The organism is Streptomyces sp. M41, assembly GCF_043673425.1.
Lineage (GTDB): Bacteria > Actinomycetota > Actinomycetes > Streptomycetales > Streptomycetaceae > Streptomyces.
This window is the reverse complement of the sequence record NZ_JBIMKE010000005.1, coordinates 343,406-354,989: the sequence shown is the minus strand read 5'-3', so window position 1 is coordinate 354,989 and position 11,584 is coordinate 343,406. Positions and strand designations below refer to the sequence as shown.

Annotated in this window: 10 protein-coding genes; 7 read left to right on the top strand and 3 right to left on the bottom strand. The window is 71.9% G+C overall.

Annotated features, from left to right (window positions below):
- Nucleotides 1-29: 29 nt before the first annotated feature.
- The 3 genes from ACHBTE_RS10085 (at nt 30) to ACHBTE_RS10075 (ending at nt 2,878) form a co-directional block, all read left to right on the top strand.
- Nucleotides 30-857, top strand: coding sequence for a glycerophosphodiester phosphodiesterase (locus ACHBTE_RS10085; protein WP_394723249.1), 828 nt, complete (start codon nt 30-32; stop codon nt 855-857).
- 185 nt (nt 858-1,042) lie between these two features.
- The gene (locus tag ACHBTE_RS10080) at nt 1,043-1,681 is read left to right on the top strand and encodes an ATP-binding protein (RefSeq protein WP_394723247.1); all 639 of its coding nucleotides are present in this window, start codon (nt 1,043-1,045) and stop codon (nt 1,679-1,681) included.
- Nucleotides 1,682-1,912: 231 nt separating this feature from the next.
- Nucleotides 1,913-2,878, top strand: a complete 966-nt coding sequence (locus ACHBTE_RS10075; RefSeq protein ID WP_394723246.1) for a DUF5926 family protein — start codon at nt 1,913-1,915, stop codon at nt 2,876-2,878.
- A 243-nt stretch (nt 2,879-3,121) separates the two neighbouring features.
- Here ACHBTE_RS10075 and ACHBTE_RS10070 read toward each other — a convergent pair whose 3' ends face one another.
- Together ACHBTE_RS10070 and ACHBTE_RS10065 are read right to left on the bottom strand one after the other, a co-directional pair.
- Entirely contained in the window at nt 3,122-3,748 is a 627-nt protein-coding gene (locus tag ACHBTE_RS10070) for a hypothetical protein (RefSeq protein ID WP_394723245.1), read from the bottom strand.
- A gap of 56 nt (nt 3,749-3,804) precedes the next feature.
- Nucleotides 3,805-4,464: a bifunctional DNA primase/polymerase gene (locus ACHBTE_RS10065; protein WP_394723244.1), complete on the bottom strand. Its 660-nt coding sequence runs from the start codon at nt 4,462-4,464 to the stop codon at nt 3,805-3,807.
- 505 nt (nt 4,465-4,969) lie between these two features.
- On the opposite strand from ACHBTE_RS10065, the gene ACHBTE_RS10060 reads away from it, so the two are divergent.
- The 4 genes from ACHBTE_RS10060 to ACHBTE_RS10045 all read left to right on the top strand — a co-directional run bounded on the left by ACHBTE_RS10060 (nt 4,970) and on the right by ACHBTE_RS10045 (nt 11,073).
- Complete coding sequence (locus tag ACHBTE_RS10060) at nt 4,970-6,481, top strand: PP2C family protein-serine/threonine phosphatase (RefSeq protein WP_394723243.1); 1,512 nt, start codon at nt 4,970-4,972, stop codon at nt 6,479-6,481.
- Nucleotides 6,482-6,678: 197 nt separating this feature from the next.
- Nucleotides 6,679-8,163, top strand: coding sequence for an aminopeptidase P family protein (locus ACHBTE_RS10055; protein WP_394723242.1), 1,485 nt, complete (start codon nt 6,679-6,681; stop codon nt 8,161-8,163).
- 127 nt (nt 8,164-8,290) lie between these two features.
- Nucleotides 8,291-9,637 (top strand): PLP-dependent aminotransferase family protein, encoded by a 1,347-nt coding sequence (locus ACHBTE_RS10050; protein ID WP_394723241.1) that lies wholly within the window; start codon nt 8,291-8,293, stop codon nt 9,635-9,637.
- Nucleotides 9,638-9,705: 68 nt separating this feature from the next.
- Nucleotides 9,706-11,073, top strand: a complete 1,368-nt coding sequence (locus tag ACHBTE_RS10045) for an MFS transporter (protein ID WP_394723240.1) — start codon at nt 9,706-9,708, stop codon at nt 11,071-11,073.
- Between the two features lie 34 nt (nt 11,074-11,107).
- On the opposite strand, the gene ACHBTE_RS10040 is transcribed toward ACHBTE_RS10045, so the two are convergent.
- Nucleotides 11,108-11,557, bottom strand: a complete 450-nt coding sequence (locus ACHBTE_RS10040; protein WP_394723239.1) for an ATP-binding protein — start codon at nt 11,555-11,557, stop codon at nt 11,108-11,110.
- Nucleotides 11,558-11,584 lie beyond the last annotated feature (27 nt).

Genomic DNA, 11,584 nt, shown 5'->3' with positions numbered 1-11,584 from the left:
CCACCCCCGGGCGGTGGCACCATGACGCGGTGACCCACGCACGGCAGCAGCAGATCCGAGTCGTCGCCCACCGCGGAGCCTCCGAAGACGCTCCCGAGCACACCCTGGCCGCCTACAAGAAGGCGATCGAGGACGGTGCCGACGCCCTCGAGTGCGACGTACGCCTCACCGCCGACGGCCATCTCGTCTGCGTCCACGACCGACGCGTCAACCGTACGTCCAACGGCCGCGGCGCGGTCTCGGCCCTGGAACTCGCCGAGCTCGCCGCCCTGGACTTCGGCTCCCGCAGGAACCGCGACTCGTGGAAGAACCGGACCGAGGAGCCCGACTGGGAGGTGCGGCCGGAGGACCCCGAGGACACCTCCGTCCTCACCCTGGAGCGCCTGCTGGAGCTCGTCGCCGACGCCGGGCGGCGGGTCGAGATGGCGATCGAGACCAAGCATCCGACCCGCTGGGCGGGACAGGTCGAGGAACGGCTGCTGGTGCTGCTGAAGCGTTTCGGGCTGGACACGCCCGCCACCCCCGAGGAGTCACCGGTGCGCGTCATGAGCTTCTCGGCGCGCTCGCTGCATCGCGTGCGTGCCGCCTCGCCGACGCTGCCGACCGTCTATCTGATGCAGTTCGTCTCGCCCCGGCTGCGGGACGGACGGCTGCCGGCGGGCGTCCACATCGCGGGCCCCTCGATCCGGATCGTGCGCAACCACCCCACCTACGTGGAGCGTTTGAAGGGGGCCGGACACCAGGTGCACGTCTGGACCGTGAACGAGCCGGAGGACGTCGACCTCTGCGTCGACCTGGGCGTCGACGCCATCATCACCAACCGCCCGCGCGCGGTGCTGCGCCGGCTCGGCCGCTGACACGCGCGCGTGGACGAGCGGGCCGCCCACCGGGAAACCCCTCGAACCGTGCCAATCACTGCACGACCTATTGACCCGTAAGCCCCACCCACCCCATCCTCCACTCTCAGCCACACCGTCGAGTTCCAGCCATCCTGATTACAGGGAGTGCTCCGGCGCGTTCGGTCCGTACTCGATCGATGTGAATGCGTCCCCGGACCTTGATTGGCCGGTTTCCGGTACAGGCCAATGGGGCATCCACACCGTGGCGTGGGGCAAAGGAGGTCTCGGGGGTGGCGTTGGTGGTGGCACAGGAGGTGCCCACGTCGTCGAGCATGGCCGTTCCCCATGGCCCTGCGGGCGTGGGGAAAGCGCGACACCGTATGCGCACTCAGTTGCGCAGGGGCGGCGTAGCGGAATCGGTCATCGACGATGCCGTACTGATTCTTTCCGAACTCTTGAGCAACGCCTGCAAACACGGCCGGCCGCTGGGGGACGCACTCGCCGGGGACGGCGATGTCCGGGCCGCATGGCGCGTGGACAGAGGCGGCAGGCTCACCGTGGAGGTGACGGACGGAGGCGGACCCACCCGCCCTGCTCCGGCCACGCCCTCGGTCACCGCACACGGCGGCCGTGGGCTGAACATCGTCACCGCGCTCGCCGACGACTGGGGCGTCAGGGACGACGCCCGTGGCGAGGTCACCGTATGGGTCGTAGTCCACGACGACGTTCATGATCCGGATGCCGCGCACCGCCGCGCGGACTTCGCTACGCGCGTCGCAGCACCGCCCGTGAGCGCGATACCCGGCCTCGACTTCGCCGACGCCTTCGACGACCTGGACTGAGAGCGACCCGGGCTGAGAGCGACCCGGGCTGAGCACCAGGACCCGGACCCGGACCGAGCACCAGGACATGGACGGTGAACACCAGTCACGCGCGCGGCTCCGCGCGACCGTCGCCCGCCGGGAGCTCTTTCCGGCACGACTCGTGGGTTGTCCACAGGCTCCCGACGGCCATGGCATGAACGGCTAGGCTCGCGCCCGTACGAGACGAGCCGTAACCGGGAGACAGCCACGATGGCCAAGAAGCGACCCCAGACCAAGGCCAAGCGCCCGCAGCTCAGCGATGGAGAGATCCCGGTCGTAGGCGCGCGCGAGCCCTGCCCCTGCGGCAGCGGGCGACGTTACAAGGCATGCCACGGCCGGGCCGCCGCGCAGGCGGTGACCGAGCTGGTGCACCGGCCGTTCGAGGGGCTGCCGAGCGAATGCGACTGGGTGGCCCTGCGTGAACTGGTGCCGGCGGCCACCGTCGAGCTGACCCTGAAGGGCGGCCTCCCCGAGGGCGTCCCGTCCATCACCCTCGCCACCGTCCTGCCGATGGCCTGGCCGGCCCTGCGCCGCGAGGACGGCTCGGTCCTGCTCGGCCTGCAGAACGACACGGCGTCGGGCGACATCAGCCGCGACCTCGCCGACACCCTCCAGCAGGCCCTCGCCGCCAAGCCCGGCACCCCGATCCAGGGCCGGCGCGCCCCGGCGGACGGCCCGCGGCTGCAGGATCTGCTCGATCCCGAAGGCGCGTTCGAGCCAGTTGTGCACTCGGGCTTCGAGTTCTGGGTCCCGGACGCGGAGAACGCCACTCCGGAGGTGGCCGCCTCCCTGGAGCGGGCCAACGCCGCGGCCATCCCCACCGTGAAGCTGACCGGCGTGGACTCCGCCTACTGGTGCGAGACGCCGGAGAAGAACCACCTGCGCTGGGTCATGCCGCACGCCGAGGAGCAGCTTCTGGACGCCCTCGCCCGGCTGCACGCGGCGGGGAAGTCGAACCTCGGCGAAGGCACCCGGCTCGTGGGCTCCTTCCGCGCTCACGGCCTCACGGTGCCGGTCTGGGACCTGCCGAGCGGCGTCGGCGCGGAGGAGGTGGAGAAGCCTGCGGCCGAGTTCGCCGAGCGCCTCGCCACGGCGCTGGCCACGGACGTTCCGCTCACCGCGGACGAGCGCCGCGCGCGGGGCGGGCTGACCAACCGGCAGGTCACGCTCAGCTGACGGCAGGCGCGGAGATCGGGTTCGGCTGACCGACCGTTCAGCCGAACCGGCCCGCACGGGAGGGGTGAATCCGATCACAACTCCCATGCGGAGCAAGGGAATCCGTGACTGGAAAGCCCGGATCGAATTTGCGAACCGCCGATCTCTTGTTACCGTTCCATTAGCCCGGTTGCTGGTGCATCCCCCGTCGCCAGCAACCGGGTCTTTTCATGTGCGCGTTTCTTTACGGAACGACACCGGGTGTCAACTGCCCGTGGGCGTCCCGGATTTGTCCGGCGCCGAGTTGCTCGCCGAGCGCAGCAGCAGCGGCCCGCTCCCGGCCCGCGCCGCGAACTCCGCGACCGCCGTATAGGCGTCCGGGCCCCCCTGGGTGCGCTGCCGGGGCGTCTCACAGGTGCCCGGCTCGTCCTCCGCGCCCCCGGCGCACCGCATCTGCACCGTGCGCCCCTCGGGCCCCATGAGGCTCAGTACGGATTCCAGTGCGCCGCCGGTCGCATTGCGGAAGTAGGTGCGGGCCCAGGTCTCCTCGCCCTGGGTGAGGACGCAGGTCTGCGCCTCGATCCCCTCGGGCGAGGTGAGTTCGGGTCCGCAGCGGGCGGCGGTGGCAAGGCCGAGCCCGAGCGGCAGCGGGGCGTCGCCCGGCTCGGCGGAGGGCGCCTTGGCGTCGCCGGTGGGGGACGGCTGTGCCGAAGGACGCTCGGCTTTGCGTGACGTATGACCGTGGGCGCGTTCCTCCTCGCCCACGGGTCCCGCGGACGCCACGGCCAGCGGCAGCGCGACCGCGCACACCACGACGCCGGTGAGGGCGAGCAGACGGACTTTTCCAGCTTTTCCAGTGCCTGGGCGGCGTGTCTCAGCGTGACGCGGCATATAACGGAAGATAACGACCACGCGTGCGTGCGCCCTCCCGCGCGCGCCGGACACCCCTACAACTCGGGTGCGCTCACACCCGTACGAGTGAGGGCCTCCACCACCGCGTCGACCACGGCCTCGACATCGGGCACCCAGGGTGAGGCCGAGCCGGGCAGCGGCGCGCGCTGCCAGCCGATGGCGCCCTGGCCCGTCTCGGACGGGGGCAGGGCGAGATAGCCGCCCTCGCCGTGGAAGCGGAGGGAGCCGGGGACGAAGTCCTTGGCGTACAGCAGCTCGCCGAGCTGCTCCATCGAGTACGGCTTCACCAGGATCGCCCAGCGTGAGGGCGAGGCGACGACCGGGCCGAGCCGCATGCCCATGCGGTCCAGCGCGCTGAGCGCGTGCGCGGCCGGCAGGGCGGGCAGGCTGACCGCGCAGGGGGCCGGGCCGCCGGTGGCGAGGATGATCGGCGCCGCGGGGCGGTTGGTCCACCACCAGCGCACCATGCGCTCGTCGGTGGTCGCCGCGAGGAGACCGGGGTCGAAGGGGTGCGCGCCGGGCACCGTGCACTCCGGGTCGGGACAGCCGCAGCGGGAGCGTCCCTGCGGGTGGGCCGTCACGCCCGGGAGTACGGGCCAGCGCCATTGCGTCGCGTAAGTGAGGGCCGCGCTGATCAATTCAGACTTCCCGTCACCGCGCAGGAGCCTGCGTCGCCTTCCGAGGATCTCGCGCATGAGCGCTCGTTCCTTTCCGTTGCACCGCTGGCAACACCGTGGTCCACATCACATCATGTGTCGATCACTTCACTGTGCGTACCTGTTGGCGCATCACACCCCTGCCACGAGCAGGGGAAACCCCTATGGGCCGAGCGTCGGCTGCTTCCGCGGCAGCCTCGTCCCTACTGTGCGTCCATCAAAAACATGGGCGTGGCGTGGGGTGGCGAAGTCTGGCGTTTTGCCGTCCCCCGTATTTCCCTTCGCCTCCGCCGCGGGAGGATGGGGCACGGTCGTCGGTGGCTAAGACGCCCGGGTCCGTCACCAGGTTCCGGGTGGTCCACAACCACCCCTGGCCTTCACCGAGTACGTACCCATCACGACCGCTGTGACGCTCCGTGGAGCGAAACCAGTCGACCGCAATAGCCCGTTCCCTGAGGCAGTTTTAAGCCAACTTTGCCTTTACGCAAGAGGTCTACGAGGAGTGCTCCGGTCACCCACGGACACCAGGAATCCCGGCAGGACAATGCTGGACATCCCCTCACGAGTGCGTGTACATGTGGAGACACTGCTAGCGGCGCAGAATGACATGGGGGTTTGCGATGCTTTTGAGCAATACGCACCGGTCGGAAAGCCGGACGCCATGAACGCCCCTCACCCTTCGAAAGTGGCCGGAATCGATTCCACGGTTCCCTCACCCGCACACACTGTCGCGCCCGCGCCCGTGGCCCCGGCAGCCTCATCGGTCCCCTCACCGAACGCGCCCGGCGCACTGCTCCAGGACCGGCTCGCCGGCTGGGTCTCCGACCTCACCACCCTCCACGAACTCACCGAACGCCTGGCCCGTACGGACATGCTCGCCGAGGCCCTCCAGGAGCTCCTGCGCGCCGGAGCCGCCCTCGTCGGCGCCCGCCGCGGTCTGGTCGTCCTGGAACCGGCCGACGGCCTGGGCCCCGACACCACCATCGGACTCGGCCTCGCCCGGGCCGACCTGGGGCACATCGAGACCGTGCCGCGCAGCGCGATGTCGTACGGGAAGATCCTCGACGGGCTGCCCGGCGGCGACGGCGAGATCGCCCAGCCCGATCTGCTCTCCGAGGACGGCCTCGACCCCCGCCACCGCGAGGTGGCCGCCCGCCTCGGCTACGCCGCGAGCTACGCCCTCCCCCTGTCCACCGATGCCGCCGGCCGCCTCGGCGCCGCCGTATGGCTGTACGACGAGCCCGCCGAACCCTCCGAGCGCCGACGCCACCTGGTCGGTCTGTACGTCCGCTACGCCACCGAGCACCTGGCCCGCCTCCTCGAAGTCGAGCGCACACGCGCGTCCATGCGCACGATGGCCGAGGAGCTGCTCCCCTCCCGGCTGCCGCGCATGGCCGGCGTCCAGCTCGCGGCCCGGCACCGCACCGGCCCGCGCGGGGGCGGCGACTGGTACGACGCCCTGCCGCTGCCGGACGCCGCGCTCGGCCTGGCGGTCGGCTCGGTGACCGGCTCCGGGCCCAGCGCGGTCGCGGCGATGGGCCGGCTCAGGGCCAGCCTGCGGGCGTACGCCGTCATGGAGGGCGAGGACCCGGTCGCGGTCCTGTCGGACCTCGAGCTGCTGCTCAGGCTCACCGAGCCCGCCCGCTCCGCCACCGCCCTGTTCGCCTACTGCGAGCCGTCCCTGCGCAAGCTCACGCTCGCGGGCGCCGGGCACACCCCGCCGCTGCTGATCGGCGAGCGGCGCACCGAGTTCGTGGAGACGTCCGTGTCCGCGCCGCTGGGCATGCTGGCCTGCTGGGAGGCCCCGAGCCTCGAGCTGACCGCGGAAGCCGGAGAGACGGTTCTGCTGTACACCGACGGGCTGCTGCACCGCACCGGCGACCCCACCGACCGCGCCTTCGCCCGGCTGCACTCGGCGGCGGCCGGGGTGCCCAGGGCGATCCGGCACGACCCGGACGCCGTGGTCGACCATGTCCTGCGCACCGTGCTGCCCGACGGCCTCGACCAGGCGGACAGCGAGGAGGACGTCGTACTGCTCGCCGCGCGCTTCGAATAGCGGGCCGTGGCGTGGGGACGGTGGCGTGCGGAACCGTGGCGGACCCTGGCGGTCGGTCACCCACTCATGATCGCCCGCCCATAACAGGCATCCCGTCCACGCCATAGCAGCGGTCGGCATCCGATCTTTTCCCCTGGGCCCCCTCCAGTACGACCGTACGATGGACGGGGTCCAGTGCCGTATCGAGGAGGATGACCGTGGCCGACGAGCTCACCCCTTCCGAGTCCATCGCTGCCACCGCAGCGGACCTGGAAGGGAGCGCAGAAGAGCCGACCAAGCAGCGCAAGAACGGCCTGTACCCGGGCGTGTCCGACGAGCTTGCCGAGAACATGAAGTCCGGCTGGGCCGACACCGAGCTGCACGACCTGCGGCCGATCCCCCAGGCCGCCGAGACGGCCGCCCGCCGTGCCGCGTTGTCGGCGCGCTTCCCGGGTGAGCGCCTGGTGATCCCCGCCGGCAACCTGAAGACCCGCTCGAACGACACCGAGTACCCCTTCCGCGCATCGGTCGAGTACGCCTACCTCACCGGCAACCAGACCGAGGACGGCGTCCTCGTCCTGGAGCCCGAGGGCGAGGGTCACAAGGCCACGATCTACCTCCTGCCGCGCTCCGACCGCGAGAACGGCGAGTTCTGGCTCTCCGGCCAGGGCGAGCTGTGGGTCGGCCGCCGGCACTCGCTGACCGAGGCGGAGAAGCTGTACGGCATCCCCGCGTCCGACGTGCGCGAGCTCCCGGACAAGCTGCGTGAGGCCACCGGCCCGGTGCGCGTCGTGCGCGGGTACGACGCCGGCATCGAGGCGGCCCTGACCGACAAGGTCACCGCCGAGCGGGACGAGGAGCTGCGGGTCTTCCTGTCCGAGGCGCGTCTCGTCAAGGACGAGTTCGAGATCGGCGAGCTCCAGAAGGCCGTCGACTCGACCGTGCGCGGCTTCGAGGACGTCGTGAAGGTCCTCGACAAGGCCGAGGCGACGAGCGAGCGCTACATCGAGGGCACGTTCTTCCTCCGCGCGCGCGTGGAGGGCAACGACGTCGGCTACGGCTCCATCTGCGCGGCCGGCCCGCACGCCTGCACGCTGCACTGGGTGCGCAACGACGGACCCGTGCGCTCCGGTGACCTGCTGCTGCTGGACGCGGGCGTCGAGACGCACACGTACTACACCGCCGACGTCACGCGCACGCTGCCGATCAACGGCCGCTACAGCGAGATCCAGAAGAAGATCTACGACGCCGTCTACGACGCCCAGGAGGCCGGTATCGCGGCCGTGCAGCCGGGCGCCAAGTACCGGGACTTCCACGACGCCTCGCAGCGGGTGCTGGCCGAGCGGCTCGTCGACTGGGGGCTTGTCGAGGGACCGGTGGAGCGAGTGCTGGAGCTCGGACTCCAGCGGCGCTGGACGCTGCACGGCACCGGGCACATGCTCGGCATGGACGTCCACGACTGCGCCGCCGCGCGCGTGGAGTCGTATGTCGACGGCACGCTGGAGGCCGGCATGGTGCTGACCGTCGAGCCGGGGCTGTACTTCCAGGCCGACGACCTGACCGTGCCCGAGGAGTACCGGGGCATCGGAGTGCGGATCGAGGACGACATCCTGGTGACCGAGGACGGGAACCGGAATCTGTCGGCCGGCCTGCCGCGCCGGTCGGACGAGGTCGAGAGCTGGATGGCGGCTCTGAAGAGCTGACGTTCGCGCCGACGGCCGGGTACCGAGGGGTGCCCGGCCGTCGGCGTCCGCGGGTCGTGGGGGCTGGTCGCGCCCACGCGGCGCAGCCCCATGTCGATACCGCCCCGCGCCCTTCCAGGGAGTTGCTGTGGACCTGCATCTGGAACTCGCCGTCGCCGACCGGCGTCGTGCGGGGCTCGAGCGGGCGCTGCGCGATGCCGTACGGGACGGGCGGCTCGCTCCCGGGGAGCGGTTGCCCGCCACCAGACGGCTCGCCGCCGAGCTCGGGGTTTCACGCAACACCGTGAAAGCGGCCTACGACCAACTCGTCGCCGAGGGCTACCTGACCGCTCGGCAGGGCTCGGGGACCCGGGTCGCCGCGCTGCCGCCCGTCGACGCCGAAGCGACGCAGGCCGCCGCACGCGCGCGTGCGCCGCGTTTCGATCTGCGGCCGGGAAGTCCGGACGTGGGAGCGTTTCCCGCGGCTGCCTGGCTGCGGGCGCTGCGCAGGGCCATCGCCGCGGCGCCTTCCCCGGCGTACGACTACGGCGATCCACGGGGGCGGATCGAGCTGCGGGCCGCGCTGTCGGGGTATCTGGGGCGGGCGCGTGGAGTGATCGCGCCGCCCGAGCGGATCGTGATCACCTCCGGGTATGTGCAGGGCCTGGCGCTGCTCACGCGGGTGCTGGAGGGCGGCGGTGTCGCCATGGAGGACCCGGGGCTGCCGTTCCACCGGGACGTGGTGCGGCGCAACGGGGGCCTCGTCGTGCCCGTGCCCGTCGACGAACGGGGTGCGTGCGCCGCGGAGTTGGGCGACTGTGCGGCCGTGGTCGTGACGCCCGCGCACCAGTACCCGACCGGCGTGACGCTGCACCCCGAGCGGCGGCGCGCCCTCACCGACTGGGCACGCGCGCGTGGCGGGCTGATCGTGGAGGACGACTACGACGGGGAGTTCCGCTACGACCGCCAGCCCGTCGGTGCCTTGCAGGGAATGGCGCCGGGGCAGGTCGTGTATCTGGGGACCGCCTCGAAGACGCTCGGGCCGGCGTTGCGGCTCGGGTGGATGGTGTTGCCGCCGCATCTCGTCGACGCGGTGGCCGACGCCAAGCTGCACAGTGACCATCACACCGAGTCCATAGGCCAGTTGGCGCTCGCCGAGCTGATCGACAGCCATGCCTACGACCGGCATGTGCGGGCCTGCCGGCTGCGGTACCGGCGGCGCCGGGACCGGCTCGTGGAGCGGCTCGGGACGCGGAGGCGGGTGCGGGGGATCGCGGCCGGGCTGCACGCGCTGGTGGAGGTCGACGACGAGGCGCAGGTGCTGGCGCGGGCCGAGGCGGAAGGGCTCGCGGTGGGGCGTCTCGGCGAGCACTGGCATGCGCCGGCCGGTGCCGAGGGACGACCGCAGGGGCTGGTCGTGGGATACGGCACGCCTCGGGAGCGGGCGTATCCACAGGCGCTGGACGTGCTGGGGAAGGTGCTGGACGGGGCCTGAATTGGGCCACCGAGATGCCCCTGGATTGGGCCTGTCGAGCGGCCCACAGCCTGTCTAACGTCGTCGGCATGACAACCCGCCTCGTCCCGCCCGCCGGACCTCAACGTGTCCTCGCCCTCGCCCAGTTGAGCAATTCCATCGGGGACGGCGCCTACTACACGACGTCGGCGCTGTACTTCACCCAGGTCGTCGGCCTCGCCCCCGCGCGCGTGGGGCTCGGGCTGACGGTCGGCTGGGCGGTCGGCTCGCTGGTCGGGGTTCCGCTGGGGCGGCTGGCCGACCGGCGCGGGCCGCGCGGTACGGCGGTGCTGCTGGCCCTCGCGACGGGGCTCGCGGTGGCGTCCTTCACGGTCGTGCGGGGGTTCGTGCCGTTCGTGCTGGCCGCGTGCGCGTACGCCGCCGCGCAGTCCGGGCTCGCGGCGGCACGGCAGGCGCTGCTCGCGGGGCTGGTGTCCGCCGGGGAGCGAACGGGGTTGCTGGCGCATCTCCAGTCGACGCTCAACGCCGGCCTGGCGGTGGGTGCGGGGCTCGGCGGGCTCGCGTTGCACGCCGGGACGCGCACGGCGTATCTGGCGGTGTTCGCGCTGGACGCGGTGAGCTTCCTGCTCTGCGCGGGGCTCTTGCTCCGGCTGCCCTCGGTGGTGGCGGTACCGAGTCGGGGGCGTGCGCGGGCCGGTGTGCTGCGGGACCGTCCCTATGCGGTGGTCGCCCTGCTCAACACCGTGTTGTTGCTGCGGCTTCCGCTGCTCAGTCTGGTCCTGCCGTTGTGGATCACCAGGCGGACCGATGCCCCGGCCTGGCTGGTGTCCGCACTGTTCGTGCTCAACACCGGTGCGGTGATGTTGTTCCAGGTCAGGGCGGCGCGCAGGGTCACAGGGCCAACCGCTGCCGTGCGCGTGGTGCGCCATGCGGGCTGGGTGATGCTCGCCGCCTGCGTGGTGTTCGCGTGGTCGGCAGGGGCCTCCCTGTGGGTGGCCGTCGGGGTTCTGGTGCTGGGTGCGGTGCTGCAAGTGATCGCCGAGATGGGGCAGTCGGCGGGTTCCTGGCAGCTGTCGTTCGACCTGGCCCCGCAAGACCGGGTCGGCGAGTACCAGGGCCTGTTCGGGACCGGCGTCACGGTCGCCCGCGCCCTTGGCCCGCTCCTGCTGACGACACTGCTGGTCGAGTGGGGGACGCCGGGCTGGCTGCTGCTGGGCGGGGCGATGCTCGCGGCGTCGTACGCGATGGGGCCGGCGGCTCGCTGGGCCGCCGGGCGGCGGGAGCAGGAGCGGGAACGGGAAGGGGAACGGGAAGGGGGCGAGGTGCTGGAAGGGGAGCAGGCGCAGGAAGAGAAGCAGACGCGGGCGCAGGAGGGGAAGCAGGCGCAGGAAGGGAAGTCGGCGCAGGCGCAGGAAGGGAAGCATGCGTCGGTCGGACGGGCCGGGCTCGTGCCCTGACGGGCCGCGCGGCCCGCGACGGACGGCCAGGCGGCTAAACCGCCATCAGCGGTGCGCCCTCCCGCCACTTGAGGATCTTGTCGAAGCTCACCACCGCCCCGCCCAGTCCCGGCACGTTGCCGATCTGGACGTGGTCGGCGAGTTCCTCGATGAGGCACAGACCCCGGCCGTGCTCGGCTTCGGTGGACGCCGGGAGGGGGGCGCGGGGCGGGGCGGTGAAGCCGGGGCCCGAGTCGGCGACCTCGATGTGACACTTCTCGCCGTCCAGGTAGGCCGTGACGCGGTATGCCTGGGGTGAGCCGTCGGGCGCCATGTCGCCGCCGTGCTCGACGGCGTTCGCGCATGCCTCGCTGAGCGCCACGGAGAGGTCGTACGACACATCGGGGTCCACCCCCGCGGTCTCCATCGTGCCGATCAGCAACCGCCGGGCGAGGGGCACGCTCGCGGCGTCCCGCCGCAGATGGAGTGACCACCAGATGCTCATGCTCCAGCCTCCTGGCTGCGGCTCGAC